Source organism: Donghicola eburneus (assembly GCF_900115865.1).
In the GTDB taxonomy this organism is placed as follows: domain Bacteria; phylum Pseudomonadota; class Alphaproteobacteria; order Rhodobacterales; family Rhodobacteraceae; genus Donghicola; species Donghicola eburneus.
In genome coordinates, this window is sequence record NZ_FOXY01000003.1 from 399129 (window position 1) to 416478 (window position 17350).

19 protein-coding genes are annotated in these 17350 nt (G+C 61.0%); 18 read left to right on the forward strand and 1 reads right to left on the reverse strand.

All coding sequences use genetic code 11. From position 1 onward, the window contains the following. From BM225_RS07395 to gph, 11 genes are all read left to right on the forward strand, one after another. Window positions 1–873 carry a phosphoribulokinase gene (locus BM225_RS07395; protein ID WP_072707750.1) on the forward strand — a complete coding sequence of 291 codons (873 nt, stop codon included), beginning with the start codon at window positions 1–3 and terminating at the stop codon, window positions 871–873. A gap of 10 nt (window positions 874–883) precedes the next feature. Beyond that, the gene (gene tkt / locus BM225_RS07400) at window positions 884–2878 is read left to right on the forward strand and encodes a transketolase (protein WP_072707748.1); all 1995 of its coding nucleotides are present in this window, start codon (window positions 884–886) and stop codon (window positions 2876–2878) included. 7 nt (window positions 2879–2885) lie between these two features. Further along, window positions 2886–3887, forward strand: a complete 1002-nt coding sequence (gap, locus tag BM225_RS07405) for a type I glyceraldehyde-3-phosphate dehydrogenase (protein WP_072707746.1) — start codon at window positions 2886–2888, stop codon at window positions 3885–3887. Further along, entirely contained in the window at window positions 3887–5092 is a 1206-nt protein-coding gene (locus BM225_RS07410) for a phosphoglycerate kinase (RefSeq protein ID WP_177218581.1), read from the forward strand. The genes gap and BM225_RS07410 overlap by 1 nt, the downstream gene beginning before the upstream one ends. A gap of 16 nt (window positions 5093–5108) precedes the next feature. Continuing rightward, on the forward strand, window positions 5109–6188 hold the full coding sequence (fba, locus tag BM225_RS07415) for a class II fructose-bisphosphate aldolase (protein ID WP_072707742.1): 1080 nt from the start codon (window positions 5109–5111) through the stop codon (window positions 6186–6188). Between the two features lie 28 nt (window positions 6189–6216). Next, complete coding sequence (locus BM225_RS07420) at window positions 6217–7686, forward strand: form I ribulose bisphosphate carboxylase large subunit (RefSeq protein ID WP_072707740.1); 1470 nt, start codon at window positions 6217–6219, stop codon at window positions 7684–7686. 56 nt (window positions 7687–7742) lie between these two features. After that, entirely contained in the window at window positions 7743–8132 is a 390-nt protein-coding gene (locus BM225_RS07425) for a ribulose bisphosphate carboxylase small subunit (protein ID WP_072707738.1), read from the forward strand. Between the two features lie 89 nt (window positions 8133–8221). After that, complete coding sequence (gene cbbX / locus BM225_RS07430) at window positions 8222–9139, forward strand: CbbX protein (protein WP_072707736.1); 918 nt, start codon at window positions 8222–8224, stop codon at window positions 9137–9139. Beyond that, window positions 9136–9813, forward strand: a complete 678-nt coding sequence (gene rpe, locus BM225_RS07435) for a ribulose-phosphate 3-epimerase (protein WP_072707733.1) — start codon at window positions 9136–9138, stop codon at window positions 9811–9813. The genes cbbX and rpe overlap by 4 nt, the downstream gene beginning before the upstream one ends. 12 nt (window positions 9814–9825) lie before the next feature. Further along, complete coding sequence (locus tag BM225_RS07440; RefSeq protein WP_072707731.1) at window positions 9826–10380, forward strand: thioredoxin family protein; 555 nt, start codon at window positions 9826–9828, stop codon at window positions 10378–10380. Beyond that, the gene (gene gph, locus BM225_RS07445) at window positions 10380–11045 is read left to right on the forward strand and encodes a phosphoglycolate phosphatase (protein WP_072707729.1); all 666 of its coding nucleotides are present in this window, start codon (window positions 10380–10382) and stop codon (window positions 11043–11045) included. The genes BM225_RS07440 and gph overlap by 1 nt, the downstream gene beginning before the upstream one ends. Here the strand turns inward: gph and BM225_RS07450 are convergent. Next, complete coding sequence (locus BM225_RS07450) at window positions 11037–11636, reverse strand: LysE/ArgO family amino acid transporter (RefSeq protein ID WP_072707727.1); 600 nt, start codon at window positions 11634–11636, stop codon at window positions 11037–11039. The two genes, gph and BM225_RS07450, sit on opposite strands and share 9 nt — an antisense overlap. An 85-nt stretch (window positions 11637–11721) precedes the next feature. On the opposite strand from BM225_RS07450, the gene BM225_RS07455 reads away from it, so the two are divergent. The 7 genes from BM225_RS07455 (at window position 11722) to BM225_RS07485 (ending at window position 17274) form a co-directional block, all read left to right on the forward strand. Further along, window positions 11722–12612, forward strand: coding sequence for a LysR family transcriptional regulator ArgP (locus BM225_RS07455; RefSeq protein WP_072707725.1), 891 nt, complete (start codon window positions 11722–11724; stop codon window positions 12610–12612). A 63-nt stretch (window positions 12613–12675) separates the two neighbouring features. After that, window positions 12676–13095: a PaaI family thioesterase gene (locus BM225_RS07460; protein ID WP_072707723.1), complete on the forward strand. Its 420-nt coding sequence runs from the start codon at window positions 12676–12678 to the stop codon at window positions 13093–13095. An 82-nt stretch (window positions 13096–13177) separates the two neighbouring features. Then, window positions 13178–13879, forward strand: a complete 702-nt coding sequence (queC, locus tag BM225_RS07465) for a 7-cyano-7-deazaguanine synthase QueC (protein ID WP_072707721.1) — start codon at window positions 13178–13180, stop codon at window positions 13877–13879. Next, window positions 13879–14232, forward strand: coding sequence for a 6-carboxytetrahydropterin synthase QueD (queD, locus tag BM225_RS07470; RefSeq protein WP_072707719.1), 354 nt, complete (start codon window positions 13879–13881; stop codon window positions 14230–14232). The genes queC and queD overlap by 1 nt, the downstream gene beginning before the upstream one ends. After that, complete coding sequence (gene queE / locus BM225_RS07475) at window positions 14229–14936, forward strand: 7-carboxy-7-deazaguanine synthase QueE (RefSeq protein WP_072707717.1); 708 nt, start codon at window positions 14229–14231, stop codon at window positions 14934–14936. Before queD ends, queE begins: the two co-directional genes overlap by 4 nt. A 15-nt stretch (window positions 14937–14951) precedes the next feature. Next, window positions 14952–15416, forward strand: a complete 465-nt coding sequence (gene queF, locus BM225_RS07480) for a preQ(1) synthase (RefSeq protein ID WP_092464054.1) — start codon at window positions 14952–14954, stop codon at window positions 15414–15416. Between the two features lie 211 nt (window positions 15417–15627). Beyond that, a complete protein-coding gene (locus BM225_RS07485; protein ID WP_072707713.1) occupies window positions 15628–17274 on the forward strand; it encodes a BCCT family transporter in 1647 nt (548 codons plus the stop codon). Window positions 17275–17350: the final 76 nt, after the last annotated feature.

Genomic DNA, 17350 nt, shown 5'->3' on the forward strand with positions numbered 1-17350 from the left:
ATGTCCAAAAAGCATCCGATTATTTCGGTGACCGGCTCCTCTGGTGCTGGAACCACCACTGTCAAAAGTACCTTTGACCAGATTTTCCGCCGCGAAGGTGTCAGCACCGTCTCGATCGAGGGCGATGCGTTCCACCGCTACGACCGCGCCGCAATGAAGGCCGAGCTGGCACGTCGGACCGAAGGCGGGGATCAGGGCTTTAGCCACTTTTCCTATGACGCGAACGAACTGGCGAAACTGGAAAGCGTGTTCCGCAGCTATGGCGAGACCGGCACTGGTGAAACCCGCCATTACGTCCACGACGATGATGAGGCCGCACGGTATGGCAGCGCGCCCGGCACCTTTACCGACTGGGCTCCGTTCGAGGATGGCAGCGATCTGCTGTTCTACGAGGGTCTGCACGGCGCTGTGGTCAATGACGAGGTGAACCTCGCTGCCTTGGCGGACCTGAAGGTCGGCGTGGTGCCCGTGATTAACCTTGAGTGGATACAGAAGATCCACCGCGACAGCTCTAAGCGTGGCTACACCACCGAGGCCGTGACCGACACCATCCTGCGCCGGATGCACGCCTATGTGCACTGCATCTGCCCGCAGTTTTCAGAGACCGACATCAACTTCCAGCGGGTACCCGTGGTCGATACCTCGAACCCGTTCATCGCGCGGTGGATTCCCACGGCGGACGAGAGCCTGGTGGTGATCCGGTTCAAGAACCCGCGAGGCATCGATTTCCCCTACCTGATGTCGATGATCCACGACAGCTGGATGACCCGCGCGAATTCGCTCGTGATCCCGGGGGGCAAGATGGATCTGGCAATGCAGCTGATCTTTACCCCGATGATCCTGCGCCTTGTCCAAGAATCCAAGCGGAGCTGAGGAGGCTGCCATGACTGTGCAAACACCTGTTCAAGTTGACGAAACCACAATGGCCAACGCCATCCGCGCCCTGACCATGGACGCGGTGCAGGCGGCAAACTCAGGCCACCCCGGCGCGCCCATGGGACTAGCGGATGTGGCGACGGTTCTGTTCAACCGCTTTGTCAAAGTAGACCCCGCCGATCACAAGTGGCCCGACCGTGACCGCTTCGTCATGAGCGCGGGGCATGGATCGATGCTGGTCTATGCGATCAACCATCTGCTGGGCTACGCGGATATGGACGCGGACCAGTTGCGGAACTTCCGCCAGATGGGCTCGCGCACCGCGGGCCACCCCGAATACGGCCACGCCATGGGGATCGAGACCACCACAGGCCCGCTGGGGCAAGGGATTTCGACCGCCGTGGGCATGGCTTTGGCCGAGCGGATGCACAATGCGCGCTTCGGCGATGAGTTGGTCGATCACTTTACCTATGTGCTGGCCGGTGACGGCTGCCTCATGGAAGGGATCAGCCACGAGGCCATCGACCTGGCTGGCCATCTGGGCTTGGGGCGATTGGTCGTTTTCTGGGACGACAACCGCATCACCATCGACGGGCCGACCGACCTATCCACCAGCATGGACCAACGCGCTCGATTTGAAGCTGCAGGCTGGCACGTGCAGGCCGTGGACGGACACAACCCCGAAGCCATCGCCCGCGTTATCGAGAACGCCCGCAAAGACCTGCGCCCATCCCTGATTGCTTGCCGGACCACTATCGGTAAGGGCGCGCCGAATATGCAGGGCAGCCACAAGGTGCATGGCTCGCCCCTTGGAGCAGACGAGATCGCCGCAACCCGAGATGCGCTGAACTGGCCCCACGATCCGTTCGTGGTGCCGACCGAAGTCAAAGCCGCGTGGGAGGCCATCGCCACCCGCGGCGCCAATGCCCGCGCCAATTGGTCCGCCCGCAAAGAGGCCAGCCCGAAGGCCGCAGACTTTGACCGTTCGCTAGCCGCTCCGGACGCGCAGGGTCTGAATGCCGCGATCACCGCCTACAAGCGCCGCCTGTCCAAGGACCAGCCCAAGGTCGCCGCGCGCAAAGCCTCGGAAATGGCGCTGGAGGTGGTGAATGCCACGCTGCCCAATTCCGTGGGTGGGTCCGCTGACCTCACCGGATCGAACAACACCCGCACCAGCGCGATGAAGCCTGTGAGCCGCAACGACTACAGTGGCGACTACATCCACTATGGTATCCGCGAGCACGGCATGGCCGCCGCGATGAACGGGATCGCGCTGCATGGGGGCTTCTTTACCTATGGCGGGACGTTCCTGGCCTTTGCCGACTACTGCCGCCCATCGATCCGCCTGTCTGCGCTGATAGGGGTGCCGGTCGCCTATGTGATGACCCACGACTCGATTGGTCTGGGAGAGGACGGCCCGACCCACCAGCCGGTAGAAACCATCGCATCCCTGCGGGCCATGCCGAACCTGACCGTGTTCCGCCCCGCCGACGCCGTGGAAACCGCAGAGGCATGGGAGCTGTGCGCCACATCCGAGGCCACGCCGACCCTGCTGTGCTTGTCGCGTCAGAACCTGCCGACCCTGCGCACCACGCACACCGATGCCAACCTGACCGCCCGCGGGGCCTATGTGCTGCGGGAAACGGCGGGGGCAAGGGATGTGACGCTGATCGCCACAGGATCCGAAGTCGAGATAGCCCTTCAGGCTGCTGACATGCTGGCCGCTGATGGCATCCGCGCCGCCGTGGTCTCTGCCCCCAGCTTCGAGCTGTTCGCGGCCCAACCCGCCGCCTACCGCGTTCTGGTCCGTGGCACCGCCCCGCGCGTCGGGGTCGAGGCTGCGATCCGTCAGGGATGGGAGCTGTTTCTGGAACGCAGCGACGGCTTTGTCGGGATGACCGGCTTTGGCGCCAGCGCGCCTGCGGACGAGCTGTACCGCCACTTTAATATCACTGCCGAGGCCATCGCCGCTTCGGCCAAGAAGCAAATCAACAAGGGATAACAGTGTCATGACAACCAAGGTTGCCATCAACGGCTTCGGCCGTATCGGGAGAAATGTGCTTCGCGCGATCGCAGAGTCGGGCCGCAATGACATCGAAGTGGTCGCGATCAACGATCTGGGCCCCGTGGAAATGAACGCTCATTTGCTGCAATTCGACAGCGTGCATGGCCGTTATCCCGGTGAAGTCAAAACCGCTGGAAACGCCATCGATATCGGTCGTGGTCCTATCGAAGTCACTGCGATCCGCGATCCCAAAGACCTGCCTTGGGGCGGGGTGGACGTGGCGTTGGAATGCACCGGCATCTTTACCGACCGCGACAAGGCCGCGCTGCATCTGGAGAACGGGTCCAAGCGCGTGCTGGTTTCGGCCCCTGCGACTGGTGTGGACCGGACCGTGGTGTTCGGTGTGAACCACCGCGATCTGACCGGCAGCGATATCATTGTCTCGAACGCCTCGTGCACGACGAACTGTCTCTCCCCTGTGGCAAAGGTGCTGCACGAGGCGGTCGGGATCGAAAAGGGCTTTATGACCACCATCCACAGCTACACGGGCGATCAGCCCACGCTGGATACGATGCACAAGGACATGTACCGCGCTCGTGCGGCCGCCCTGTCGATGATCCCGACATCCACCGGCGCCGCTAAGGCCGTGGGTCTGGTTCTGCCCGAGCTGAACGGCAAGCTAGACGGTGTGGCAATCCGCGTACCGACCCCGAATGTGTCGGTCGTCGACCTGACCTTTATGGCCAGCCGCGACACCACGGTAGACGAGGTAAACGCCGCCATCCGTGCCGCCGCTGACAGCGATCTAAAGGGCATCCTTGGCTACACCGACACCGCCAACGTCTCGATGGATTTCAACCACGATCCGCATTCGTCGATCTTCCACATGGACCAGACCAAAGTCATGGACGGCCGCATGGTCCGCATCCTGAGCTGGTACGACAACGAATGGGGCTTCTCGAACAGGATGGCGGACACCGCCTGCGCCATGGGGAGGCTGATCTGATGCTGCCCTCAATCATGGATGTGGATGTGCGCGGCAAACGGGTGCTGGTCCGCGCTGACCTGAACGTGCCGGTGGACGAAGGTGTTGTGACTGATGCCACCCGCATCAACCGCTTTGCGGCGGGGATGAAGCCTCTGCTGGAGCGCGGCGCGCGGCTGGTGATCCTGACCCACTTTGGTCGCCCCAAAGTGAACGAGATGAACCCGGCCTATTCGGTGGACAAGCTGCGTCCGGCTTTGGCGCAGGCGCTTGGGACTTCGGTCGTATTTTCGGATGTCTGCGGCGAAGAGTCTGCCGTGATCCTGAGCAAGCGGTTGAAAGACGGCGAGGTCCTGCTCTGCGAGAACCTGCGCTACAATCCGGGCGAGACGGCGAATGACCCTGCGTTCGCTGCGGCGCTGGCGCAGCTGGGGGATGTCTATGTGAATGACGCCTTTAGCTGCGCGCACCGCAGCCATGCCTCGACCGAGGCGTTGGCCAGGATGTTGCCCGCTTATGCAGGTCCGCTGCTGATCGAGGAAATGGAGGCGCTGACATCCGCGTTGGAAGCGCCGCAACAGCCTGCTGTGGCCATCGTCGGCGGCGCCAAAGTGTCGAGCAAGATCGCTGTGTTGAAGAACCTGGTGATGAAGCTGGACCACGTGATCATCGGCGGGGGCATGGCGAACACCTTCCTCTATGCAGATGGGGCGCCGATGGGGCGGTCCTTGCACGAGGCGGATCAGGTCGAGACCGTGCAGGAAATCCGCAAGCTGGCGGACAAAGCGGGCTGCCAGATCCACCTGCCTGAGGATGTGGTCATCGCGACCGAGTTCGCGGCGGGGGCCGAGAACCGCGTGGTCGGGGCGCATGAATGCACCGCAGGGGCGATGATCCTTGATGCGGGGCCGAGGTCGCTCTCGAACTTCCAACGGGTTCTGACCGAGTGCCGCACGATCCTGTGGAACGGGCCTTTGGGTGCGTTCGAAATCCCGCCCTTTGACCACGCCACGAACCAACTGGCCCGCACCGCCGCCGCTGTAACGCGGCAGGGCCGTGCGACCAGCGTGGCAGGCGGGGGCGATACGGTGGCCGCCCTGAACGGCGCCGCTGTGACCCAAGACTTTACCTATGTGTCCACCGCCGGTGGCGCATTTCTGGAATGGCTGGAGGGGAAGACCCTTCCCGGTATCGCGGCCCTGCAAGGGGCAGCCAAGGCAGCCTGAGGGGGAGGAGACCAACATGGCACTGATTACCTTGAGACAATTGCTGGATCACGCGGCCGAGCATGGCTACGGCGTTCCAGCCTTTAACATCAACAACATGGAGCAGGGTCTGGCGATCATGCAGGCCGCTAAGGCGACAGGCTCGCCCGTGATCCTGCAGGCCAGCCGTGGGGCGCGGTCCTATGCCGGTGACATCATGCTGCGTCACATGGTCGTGGCGCTGTCCGAGATGTACCCCGACAACCACATCGTGCTGCATCAGGACCACGGCAACAACGATGCCACCTGTCTGTCCGCGATCCGTCATGGGTTCACATCGGTGATGATGGACGGCTCGCTGCACGAGGACATGAAGACCCCTGCCGACTTCGACTACAACGTCGAGATCACCGCGCGTGTCACCAAGGCTGCCCATGCAGTTGGTGCCTCGGTCGAGGGGGAACTGGGTGTTCTGGGCTCGCTCGAAACCGGCGAGGCGGGCGAAGAGGATGGCTCTGGCGCGGTGGGCAAACTGTCCCACGACCAGCTGCTGACTGACCCGGATCAGGCGGTCGAGTTCGTGATGGCCACCCGCTGTGATGCGCTGGCGATTGCCTGCGGCACGTCTCACGGGGCCTACAAGTTTAGCCGCAAGCCCGATGGCGACATCCTGTCGATGGAGACCATCCGCCGGATCAACGAAAAGCTGCCCAACACCCATTTGGTGATGCACGGGTCCAGCTCGGTCCCGCAGGCGCTGCAAGACCTGATCAACGCTAATGGCGGCGAGATGCCCCAGACCTATGGCGTTCCGGTCGAGGAGATCGAGCGCGGCATCAAGATGGGTGTGCGCAAGGTCAACATCGATACCGACTGCCGCATGGCGATGACCGGCCAGTTCCGCAAGATCGCGACGGACAAGCCCGCCGAATTCGACCCGCGCAAGTTCCTGATCCCAGCGATGAAAGAGCTCGAGGATCTGTGCCGCGACCGCTTCGAACGCTTTGGCACCGCCGGTCAGGCAGACCGCATCAAACCCATTTCCATGGATGACATGGCCCGTCGCTACGAGAGCGGCGCGCTTGATCCCCAAATCGCAGCTGCGCGTGCAGCGTGAACCCGTCACGGCAGGAGGAGGCCACGACATGAACGACATGAGCAATCCCACCGAAATCAAGGACAAGAAAAAGCGATATGCCGCAGGGGTCCTGAAATACGCGCAGATGGGGTATTGGGACGGTGACTACCAGCCCAAAGACACCGATGTGCTGGCCCTGTTCCGCATCACCCCGCAGGAGGGTGTGGACCCTATCGAGGCCGCGGCCGCTGTGGCGGGGGAATCTTCCACCGCTACGTGGACCGTGGTCTGGACCGACCGTTTGACCGCTGCGGACCAGTACCGCGCCAAAGCCTACCGCGTTGACCCCGTGCCCGGCCAGCCCGGCCAGTACTTTGCCTATGTGGCCTATGACCTGATCCTGTTCGAAGAAGGTTCGATCGCGAACCTGACCGCTTCGATCATCGGCAACGTGTTCAGCTTCAAGCCGTTGATGGCCGCACGTCTGGAGGACATGCGCTTCCCCGTGGCTTACGTCAAAACCTTCAAAGGCCCGCCCACTGGCCTGGTGGTCGAGCGTGAGCGTCTGGACAAGTTCGGCAAGCCCCTTCTGGGCGCGACCACCAAGCCCAAGCTGGGTCTGTCGGGCAAGAACTATGGCCGCGTGGTTTATGAAGGTCTGAAGGGTGGCCTCGACTTCATGAAGGACGATGAGAACATCAACTCGCAGCCCTTCATGCACTGGCGTGACCGTTTTCTATACTGCATGGAGGCCGTGAACAAAGCGACCGCCGAAACCGGCGAGGTCAAGGGCCACTACCTGAACATCACTGCGGGCACGATGGAAGAGATGTACGCCCGCGCCGAGTTCGCCAAACAGCTCGGGTCCGTCATTGTCATGGTCGACCTGATCGTCGGTTGGACCGCGATTCAGTCGATCAGCGAATGGTGCCGCGCGAACGATATGATCCTGCACATGCACCGCGCTGGTCACGGGACATACACCCGCCAGAAGAACCACGGCATCAGCTTCCGCGTGATCGCCAAGTGGCTGCGTCTGGCTGGCGTTGACCACCTGCACTGCGGCACCGCAGTGGGTAAGCTGGAAGGCGATCCCATGACCGTTCAGGGCTATTACAACGTCTGCCGCGAGACCCATAACGAGGTCGATCTGCAGCGCGGGATCTTCTTTGAGCAGGATTGGGGCGACATCAAGAAGGTGATGCCTGTGGCCTCGGGCGGTATACACGCAGGGCAGATGCACCAGTTGATCGATTTGTTCGGCGATGATGTGGTGCTGCAGTTCGGTGGCGGCACCATCGGTCACCCGATGGGCATTCAGGCGGGCGCAACAGCGAACCGTGTGGCGCTGGAAGCGATGATCCTAGCCCGCAACGAAGGCCGCGAGATCGCTGTCGAAGGTCCTGAAATCCTGCGTGAAGCGGCCAAGTGGTGCAAACCGCTGGAAGCGGCGCTCGATACTTGGGGCAACATCACCTTCAACTACACCTCGACGGATACCTCGGACTTTGTGCCGACGGCTGTTCCCGCGATGTAAGCCATTTGGTCGCGCGCCAGATGCGTGCGCGGCCCCGAAACTCAGGAGATTTTACCATGCGTATCACACAGGGCTGCTTCAGCTTTCTTCCCGATCTGAATGACGAGCAGATCAACAAACAGGTCGAATACATTCTGGGCAAAGAGTGGGCGGTCAGTCTGGAATACACAGACGATCCGCACCCCCGGAATACTTATTGGGAGATGTGGGGTCATCCCATGTTCGACCTGCGCGACGCCAAGGGCGTGATGATGGAACTGGACGAGTGCCGCAAAGCGCACCCCGAAAGCTACATCCGCATTCAGGCGTTCGACAACACCCGCGGCTTCGAGACCGTGATGATGAGCTTTATCGTCAATCGTCCCGAGGTCGAGCCGACCTTCCACATGCAGCGCACCGACGTGGACGGACGGTCTCAGCGCTATGCGTGGGATGCGCGGCGCTGAATTGGCTGGCCTTCGGGCTGGTTTGAGAGGCCGGGGGCGCTGCCCCCGGACCCCTGGAGTATTTTGGCAAAGATGAAAGAAGCAGGGTGATGGTTGAGGGCACTGTACAGACTGTCGATCTGGCGGCGGAATATGAAGCCTCTGGCGTGCGAGAGGTTCTGGAGGAACTGGATCGTGAGCTCATCGGCTTGGCGCCGGTGAAGCAGCGCATTCGCGAGACGGCGGCTTTGTTGCTGGTCGACAAGGCGCGGCGCGAGATGGGGCTGTCGCAGGAGACGCCAACCCTGCACATGTCGTTTACCGGCAACCCAGGAACGGGCAAGACCACGGTCGCGCGGATGATGGCGGGGCTGCTGCACCGCTTGGGTTATGTGCGCAAGGGGCATCTGGTGTCGGTGACGCGGGATGATCTGGTAGGTCAGTACATCGGCCACACGGCGCCCAAGACCAAAGAGGTCTTGAAGCGGGCCATGGGCGGGGTTCTGTTCATCGACGAGGCCTACTATCTGTATAAGCCTGATAACGAGCGGGATTACGGCCAGGAGGCGATCGAGATCCTGCTGCAGGTGATGGAGAACAATCGCGACGATCTGGTGGTGATCATGGCGGGGTATGCGGACCGGATGGATCGGTTCTTTGCCGCCAATCCCGGTTTCCGGTCGCGCATCGCCCATCACATAGATTTCCCCGATTATTCGGACGATGAACTGCTGCGGATTTCCCAATCCATGCTGGAAGGGCAGAGCTATGTCTTTGACCCCGAGGCCGAGGCGGCGATGGCCGAGTATATCGCGATGCGGCGGATGCAGCCGCATTTTGCCAACGCGCGGTCGATCCGGAATGCATTGGACCGTGTGCGTTTGCGGCAGGCGAACCGGTTGTTTTCAGAGAGTAAGGGGCCGCTGGATGCGATGGCGTTGTCGACTATTACTGCGGCGGATGTGCGGGCGAGCCGCGTGTTTCAGGGCGGTCTGGATGTGGACCGGATGCGGGAGGCTGCGGAATGAGTTTTGATCGGTCGGTGAAGATTGCTCCGTCCATTTTGTCGGCGGATTTTGCGAATTTCGGTCAGGAGATTCAGGCGATTGAAGCGCAGGGTGCCGATTGGGTCCATGTGGATGTGATGGACGGGCATTTCGTGCCGAACCTGACCTTTGGGCCGCCTGCGGTGAAGGCGTTCCGGCCCCATGTGAAAACCGTCATGGACGTGCATTTGATGATCGCGCCAGTGGACCCGTATATCGAGGCCTATGCCGATGCGGGGGCCGATGTTCTGACCGCCCATATCGAAGCGGGGCCGCACAGTCACCGAACGCTTCAGGCCATCCGCGGGGCGGGGATGAAGGCGGGGATCGCACTAAACCCTGGCACGCCTGCCGAAGCGGTCGGGCATCTGCTGGACCTGACGGACGTGGTCTGTGTGATGACGGTGAACCCCGGCTTTGGTGGCCAGAAGTTCATCGATATGACCGCCAAAATCCGCAGGCTGCGCGAGATGATCGGCGACCGTCCCATCCATATCGAGATTGACGGCGGGGTGGACCCGACCACGGCGCCCTTGGTTGCAGCGGCGGGGGCGGATGTGCTGGTGGCCGGAAGTGCGGTGTTTCGCGGCGGGTCGGTGGACAACCCAGAGGTTTACGGCGCTAATATCGCGGCAATCCGCAACGCCTGTTCCTGAAGGAGACTTGTCATGGCCGTCACACCCCCCGTTTGCGATTTTGGATGGAAAGCACCTGATTTCACTTTGCCAAGCACAGATGGTCGTCAGGTCAGCCTTGCCGATGTGGCGGGTACCAAGGGCACTCTGGTCATGTTTATCTGCAACCACTGCCCCTATGTGCTGGCGGTTCTGGACCGGATCATCCGTGATGCGTCCGAGTTGATGGAAATGGGAATCGGCGTTGTCGCGATCAGCGCCAATGACGCCGAGGCCTATCCCAAGGACAGCTTTGACAACATGCGCCTGATGGCCGAGGCGCGGGGCTTTCCATTCCCCTATCTGTATGACGAAACCCAAGCGGTGGCGCGGGCCTATGATGCGGCCTGCACGCCGGATTTCTATGGCTTTGATGCTGATGGCGGGCTGCAATATCGCGGACGGCTTGATGCCTCGACCAAGGCTGCTGGGCCAGCGGACCTGCGCCGCGATCTGTTCGAGGCGATGAAGCAGGTCGCCGAAACGGGGCAGGGGCCTGCGGACCAGATCCCTTCGATGGGGTGTTCGATCAAGTGGAAAACAGGATAATGGCGCGGATTGTTTTTGATCTGGACGGGACGCTGATCGACAGCGCGCCCGACATTCACGGAATTGCCAACGCGGTGCTGGCGGGCGAAGGGGCAGAGCCTATCACCTTGGCCCAAGCCCGCGAGTTCATCGGGAACGGTGCCGGTGTCTTTGTCGCGAAAATGCGCGCGGCGCGGGGCATCGCGGATAGTGAGCAAGAGCGTTTGCTGGCTGACTTCACGGGCCGCTATCTGACAGCCACCGATCTGACGCATCCTTATCCTGCGGTTGAACCGGTGCTGGGGCAGTTGAAGGCAGCGGGTCACAGTTTGGGTGTGTGCACGAACAAGCCCTTTGCGGCCACACAGGCCGTGCTACGCGCGACCGGACTGGATGGATACTTTGACGTCGTCATCGGTGGAGACAGCCTGCCGGTGCACAAGCCGGACCCGCGTCCCTTGGACAAAGCCTTTGCCGAACTGGGGCGCGGTCCAGAGATATACGTGGGCGATAGCGAGGTTGACGCCGAAACGGCGCAGCGCGCCTTGGTCCCGTTTGTTCTGTTCACCGAGGGCTACCGAAAAACAGCCAGCGCGTTGATCCCCCATGCAGCCCAGTTCAGCCATTTCGACGATCTTGGCGCGATTATTGATGCGCTGTTGGCCGAGGCTGCGATGTCATCCTAGCAGCAGGGACGCGGCAATCGCCCACATGGTGCAGCCGACAATGATTTCTAGCATGACCCACGCTTTGGGATTTTCAAACAGGCCGGACAACAGGCGCGCGCCGAACCCTAAGGCCACGAAAAAGGACAGCGAGCCAAAGATGGCGCCGACGGCAAAGCTCCAGTGATCGGGCGCGTATTGGCTCCCGATTGATCCGATCAGCAGCACTGTGTCCAAGTAGACGTGGGGATTTGCCCATGTCAGGGTCAGGCAGATCAGCAGGACTTTGATCAGCGGGACAGAGGGTTTGTTCGCGGGCAAGAGGGCTTCGCCGCCTTGGAGTGCCGCGCGAAACCGGAGCGCGCCGTAGACCAGCAGAAACGCCGCGCCGAACCAGCGCATTGCAGGCCCCAGCCACGGGATCGAGGCGATCAGCGTGCCCATCCCCGCGATGCCCGCCGTGATCAGTATCGCATCCGACAGCGCGCAGACCGCGACAACAGCGGCGACGTGTTCGCGCCGCAACCCTTGGCGCAGGACAAATGCATTTTGCGAGCCGATGGCGGCAATCAGACTGAGGGACACGAGGTATCCGTGGATCAGGGCGGTCATGGGCTCTCCTTTGGTTCGCCCGTTGCTTATGGATTGCTGCCGCATTAGTCTAATTCAAAGAATTTCATCTTGATTAGAGTTTCTTATGATTGATCCACTGCACCTTCAGGCGCTTGCGGCCGTCCATCGGCGCGGTTCCTTTGGTGGAGCGGCGGCGGAACTGCATCTGACCCAATCGGCGGTGTCCCAGCGGATCAAGGCGCTTGAGGACCAGATTGGAAGCGTGCTTCTGGTGCGCGGGACCCCATGTGTTGCCACGCAGGCGGGGCAAACCTTGATCGGGCATTTCGATCGGCTGATGTTGATGGAAACAGCCGTACAGCGGGATTTGGGGCAGGGCTCACAGGGGCCAAGCACCCTTCGGATCGCCGTCAACGCGGACAGTCTCGCGACTTGGTTCTTGCCTGCCTTGCAAGCGGTTGGTGGTGTTCTGTTCGACATCGTCATTGACGACGAGGATGTTTCGCAAGACTGGCTGAAGCGGGGCGAAGTTGCCGCGGTTGTGACGGCGCACGCCAAACCTTTGCAGGGCTGCGAGAGTGTGCCTCTGGGCCATCTGCGGTATGTCGCGACGGCCAGCCCCGACTACATGCGCCGCTGGATGCCCGATGGCGTCACGGCCCAAGCCTTGGCCAAAGCGCCGGCGCTGATGTTTTCGGACAAGGACAAGCTGCAGGAAAGGTGGGTGGCGCGAAACTTTGGCAATGCGGTGCGCCCGCGTGGACTGCCCTGTCACCGCATCGGCTCCAGCCAAGCCTTTGTCGAGGCGTGTATTTTGGGCTTGGGGTGGGCGCTGAACCCAGAATATTTGGTCGCCGATCATTTGGTGGCGGGCCGGCTGGTGCATCTGAATGTCGATGCGCCCCATGATGCCCCGCTCTATTGGCAGTTCAACCGGCTGACAGCAGAGGCTTTGGCCCCGATGACAGCCGCCGTGCGCGCGGCTGCCGCGCAGGTCTTATTACCAACGGAATGAACGGGACGTCACAGTTGCGAAGCGCTGCACTCGATTGCGTAATCGGGCAGAGGGGAGAGCGACATGGATTTCACAAAAAACGAGGCACGCATCAGGGCCAGCTTTGCGCAGCAGTCAATGATGCACACCATTGGCGCGGAACTGGCCGAGATCACCGAGGGCAGTGTCACGATCACGGCCCCTGTGTCAGACGGGGTTCAGCAGCAACAGGGTTTTGCCCATGGCGGGATGCTGTTCAGCATTGCGGACAGCGCGGCGGGCTATGCGGCTTTGACCGTGTTGCCAGAGGAGGCCGAGGTCATGTCGGTTGAGGTAAAGATCAACTTCCTTGCCCCCGGATCGGGCCAGCTCGAGGCCACTGGACGTGTGATCAAACCGGGCCGGAGGCTGGTGGTCGTGGCGGCGGATGTCTGGTCCGTGGACAATGGTAAACGCAAGCATGTGGCGATCCTACAGGGCACAATGATCCCTGTCGGGGCGTAAGGCTTGCCAAAACGGGTGATCAGTCGTAGACGCACGCCCAACCGGTCGCAGCCTACCCGGTACATCAAAACAAGGGACACTGATGAAAACGATTGTAATCTGCTCGGGCGGACTGGATTCCGTATCCCTCGCCCACATGGTCGCTGATCAGCACGAGCTGACGCGACTGGTGTCGTTCGACTATGGTCAACGCCACCGCAAAGAACTGGACTATGCCGCTCTGGCCGCGACACGGCTTGGGGTGCCCCATGACATCATCGACATGCGGACCATTGGCGCGGCGCTGACAGGATCGGCCCTGACCGATGATATCGATGTGCCCGATGGTCACTACGCTGAAGAAACCATGAAGATCACCGTGGTCCCGAACCGCAACGCGATCATGCTGACCATCGCCTTTGGCGTGGCGGCGGCGAATGGGGATCAGGCCGTGGCCACAGCGGTGCATGGCGGGGACCACTTTATCTACCCCGATTGCCGCCCTGCCTTTGCCGAGGCGTTCAATACCATGCAAAAGGCCGCTCTGGACGGGTATGCGGATGTGTCCCTGTACACGCCGTTCGTTCACCGGACCAAAGCTGATATCGTGACCGAAGGCGCCAAGCACAACACCCCCTTTGCCGAGACATGGTCTTGCTACAAGGGCGGCGCGCACCACTGCGGCCGCTGCGGCACCTGTGTGGAACGTCGCGAGGCCTTCCATCTGGCGGGTGTCGCTGACCCCACGGTCTATGACGATCCCGATTTCTGGCAGGCTGCCATTTCAGCGCACGAGGGCAAGTGATGTTCCGTATCAGCAAAGAATTCCACTTCTCGGCCTCGCACCAGTTGGCGCATCTACCTGATGATCACCAGTGCGCGCGTCTGCACGGTCACAACTACATCGTGGTTGTCGAACTGTCGGCGGCAGAGCTGAACAGCGATGGCTTCGTGCGGGATTACCACGAACTCAAGCCGCTCAAGACATACATCGATGATGTGTTCGACCACCGTCACCTGAACGATGTGATGGATGTGGCCTCGACCGCAGAGAACATGTCCAAGCATTTCTACGACTGGTGTAAGGCCCGCTGGCCCGAAGTGACCGCCGTCAAGGTCAGCGAGACTCCGAAGACTTGGGCTGAATACCGGCCATGACCCTGCGCATTGTCGAAATTTTCGGCCCAACGATCCAAGGCGAAGGCGCCTTGATCGGGGAGCCGACGGTATTCGTTCGCGCGGGCGGGTGTGATTACCGGTGTAGCTGGTGTGACAGTCTGCACGCGGTGGACAGCGCCTATCGCGACACGTGGAAACCGATGTCCGCGGAACAGGTGTTCGCGCAGGTCGAGGAGCTGTCGGGCGGCCAGCCTCTGACCATCAGCATCAGTGGCGGCAATCCCGCGATTCAGGACTTTGCCGCCGTCATCGCGATGGGCAAAGCCAAGGGCTATCGCTTTGCCTGCGAGACCCAAGGGTCGATCAGCCGCCCTTGGTTTGGCGATCTGGACACGCTGGTTCTGTCGCCCAAACCCCCAAGCAGCGGTGAAACGGTGGACTGGGACGCCTTTGACGCCTGTGTGCAGGCAGGGCAGGGCGCAGGGCAGACCGTGATGAAGATCGTCATCTTTGACGATGTGGACTACGCTTGGGCCAAGGACGCGCACGCTAGGCATCCCGACCTGCCGCTCTATCTCCAACCGGGTAATCCCGATGTGGACCCCGATCTGCCTGTGGACCCGCAGGCGCTGGCCGACCGTTTGCTTTGGCTGACCGAGACAACCATGGCGGACCGCTGGTTCGCCCCCCGCATTCTGCCGCAACTGCATGTCCTGATCTGGGGCAACAAGCGCGGCGTTTGAACAGGATCGACTGACATGATCGACAGCATCTATAGCAACCTCAAGCAGCTTGGCGGCGCGACCGTCATGCCCCAGTCCCCCGAAGAGGCAGAGCTGGAGCGTGTGCAGAACCCCCAAGCCGACGTTCTGTACAACGTGCGCTTCACCGCGCCCGAATTCACCTCGCTGTGCCCGATGACGGGCCAGCCCGACTTCGCGCACCTGATGATCGACTACGTTCCCGGTGAGTGGCTGGTCGAAAGCAAATCATTGAAGCTGTTCCTTGGCTCGTTCCGCAATCACGGTGCGTTCCACGAGGATTGCACGATCAGCATCGCGCGCCGTCTGGCGGATTTCCTAGACCCGAAATGGCTGCGGATCGGCGGCTACTGGTACCCGCGCGGCGGCATTCCGATCGATGTGCATTACCAAACCGGACCCATCCCCGAGGGCGTCTGGATCCCCGACCAAGGCGTTCCCCCGTACCGCGGTCGCGGCTAGTGGTATTGAGCCAGCCCCTGCCTAAAAAGGCAGGGGTTTTCTTTTGCTGCCGGAAAAACTCATATTTTTCTTGGCGGTTAGCGGACTGTTATCAATCAGGAAATCGTGATCAGCGGGAACCTGCTGTCCGAAAGGCGGGAACCAACGCCTTTGATACTCGTTAGTGGGGCTAGAACTAAAAAGTAACCGTGCAAACGGAGGGTCCAACCCAATGAGTAGCAAGATGCAGCAACACCAGCTGCTTTTCTTTCCCAAAGTCCATAAACGCGTGTTCCCGATCTCGGCTTTGCTGATCGTTGGTTTCATTATTTTTGGCGCATTTTTTAATGAGCAGGCGAATGCACTGTTCGGTGGCATCCAGACATGGTTCGCAGACACCCTCGGGTGGGCGATGATCATCGAGGTGAACATCTTTGTCATCGCGACGATCTATTTGGCGTTCGGCAAGTTCGGGGATATCCGCCTTGGGCGGATGACCGAGAAACCGGCCTACGATCTGTTCAGCTGGACGGCTATGCTGTTTTCGGCGGGCATCGGGATTGGTCTGATTTATTGGGGTGTGGCCGAGCCGCTCTATCATTATTTCGCGCCACCGATGGGGGACCCCGAAACCGAGGCCGCAGCCAAGCAGGCCATGGTCATTTCTTTCCTGCACTGGGGTTTCCACGGTTGGGCGATCTACGCGATCGTTGCGCTGGCGCTAGCCTATTTCCACTTCCGCAAGGGGCTGCCGCTGACCATCCGCTCTGCGCTGTACCCGCTGCTGGGTGACAAGATTTACGGTCCTTGGGGGGACGCGGTCGATATTCTGGCGGTCTTCGGTACCATGTTCGGTATCGTGACGTCGCTGGGACTGGGCGCGATGCAGATCAACTCTGGTTTGGGTGAAGTCTTTGGCATCGGTCAGTCGGTGACTGTGCAGATCATCATCATTGCGCTGATTACTCTGGCCGCGACCATCTCGGTCGTGGCGGGTCTGGATGGCGGCATCAAACGTCTGTCGAACTTGAATGTCAGCTTCAGCCTGCTGTTCCTGTTGTTCCTGCTGATCGTTGGCCCGACCGTATTCATCTTTGATCTGTTTGTTCAAAGCTACGGGGACTATCTGGCGAACTTCGTCTCGTGGGCGACATGGACCGAGGCGTATACCGCAGACGGCACCTGGCAGAACGGCTGGACTATCTTCTACTGGGCGTGGTGGATCAGCTGGAGCCCCTTTGTCGGTGTGTTCGTTGCCCGTATTTCGCGTGGCCGTACCATCCGTGAGTTCCTGCTGGGGGTGATGCTGCTGCCGACCTCGATCATGTTCTTCTGGTTTTCGGCCTTTGGCGGCACGGCATTGAACATCTCGCTGGGTGGTGATCCGGCGCTGGTGGACGCAACCCGTAACAGCTATGGCGATGCGATGTTCGCTCTGCTGCAGTACCTGCCGGGGACCGAGATCCTGTCGGGTCTGACCATCATCCTGATCGTGCTTTGGTTCGTGACGTCGTCGGACTCAGGTTCCTTTGTGATCGATATGCTGACTGCCGGTGGTGATCCGAACCCGCCCAAGGTTCAGCGCATCTTCTGGGCCGTAACCGAAGGTGCCGTCGCATCGGTTCTGCTGGTCGCAGGCGGTCTGAACGCCCTGCAGGCGGCAGCGGTCGTGGCAGGCTTCCCCTTTGCGGTGGTGTGTATGCTGATCCTGATCGGTCTGGTCAAAGCCCTGCGCTGGGACACGCTGATCATGTATCGCCACAACCAAGTTTACCGGAACGACGAGGAGGCAGATCACGCCATGCCACCCGAGCTCCCCGGTGAACTCTATGGGGCAGAGCCGACAGTCGGCGATGCGGCCTCTCAGCCTGCGGAATAAGACGCGCGAAACAAAGAACACCAAAAGCCCCGATCGTTTCCGGTCGGGGCCTTTTTCGTGTCTCACAATGATCCTA

Excerpts from the sequence above, each read along its gene's own strand:
- queD (WP_072707719.1), top strand. The coding sequence starts at position 13,879 with ATGTTCCGTATCAGCAAAGAATTCCACTTCTCGGCCTCGCACCAGTTG.
- fba (WP_072707742.1), top strand. The coding sequence starts at position 5,109 with ATGGCACTGATTACCTTGAGACAATTGCTGGATCACGCGGCCGAGCAT.
- gap (WP_072707746.1), top strand. The coding sequence starts at position 2,886 with ATGACAACCAAGGTTGCCATCAACGGCTTCGGCCGTATCGGGAGAAAT.
- BM225_RS07425 (WP_072707738.1), top strand. The coding sequence starts at position 7,743 with ATGCGTATCACACAGGGCTGCTTCAGCTTTCTTCCCGATCTGAATGAC.
- rpe (WP_072707733.1), top strand. The coding sequence starts at position 9,136 with ATGAGTTTTGATCGGTCGGTGAAGATTGCTCCGTCCATTTTGTCGGCG.
- BM225_RS07420 (WP_072707740.1), top strand. The coding sequence starts at position 6,217 with ATGAACGACATGAGCAATCCCACCGAAATCAAGGACAAGAAAAAGCGA.
- queE (WP_072707717.1), top strand. The coding sequence starts at position 14,229 with ATGACCCTGCGCATTGTCGAAATTTTCGGCCCAACGATCCAAGGCGAA.
- BM225_RS07460 (WP_072707723.1), top strand. The coding sequence starts at position 12,676 with ATGGATTTCACAAAAAACGAGGCACGCATCAGGGCCAGCTTTGCGCAG.
- BM225_RS07485 (WP_072707713.1), top strand. The coding sequence starts at position 15,628 with ATGAGTAGCAAGATGCAGCAACACCAGCTGCTTTTCTTTCCCAAAGTC.
- BM225_RS07440 (WP_072707731.1), top strand. The coding sequence starts at position 9,826 with ATGGCCGTCACACCCCCCGTTTGCGATTTTGGATGGAAAGCACCTGAT.
- cbbX (WP_072707736.1), top strand. The coding sequence starts at position 8,222 with ATGGTTGAGGGCACTGTACAGACTGTCGATCTGGCGGCGGAATATGAA.
- queC (WP_072707721.1), top strand. The coding sequence starts at position 13,178 with ATGAAAACGATTGTAATCTGCTCGGGCGGACTGGATTCCGTATCCCTC.
- gph (WP_072707729.1), top strand. The coding sequence starts at position 10,380 with ATGGCGCGGATTGTTTTTGATCTGGACGGGACGCTGATCGACAGCGCG.
- BM225_RS07395 (WP_072707750.1), top strand. The coding sequence starts at position 1 with ATGTCCAAAAAGCATCCGATTATTTCGGTGACCGGCTCCTCTGGTGCT.
- tkt (WP_072707748.1), top strand. The coding sequence starts at position 884 with ATGACTGTGCAAACACCTGTTCAAGTTGACGAAACCACAATGGCCAAC.
- queF (WP_092464054.1), top strand. The coding sequence starts at position 14,952 with ATGATCGACAGCATCTATAGCAACCTCAAGCAGCTTGGCGGCGCGACC.
- BM225_RS07450 (WP_072707727.1), bottom strand. The coding sequence starts at position 11,636 with ATGACCGCCCTGATCCACGGATACCTCGTGTCCCTCAGTCTGATTGCC.
- BM225_RS07410 (WP_177218581.1), top strand. The coding sequence starts at position 3,887 with ATGCTGCCCTCAATCATGGATGTGGATGTGCGCGGCAAACGGGTGCTG.
- BM225_RS07455 (WP_072707725.1), top strand. The coding sequence starts at position 11,722 with ATGATTGATCCACTGCACCTTCAGGCGCTTGCGGCCGTCCATCGGCGC.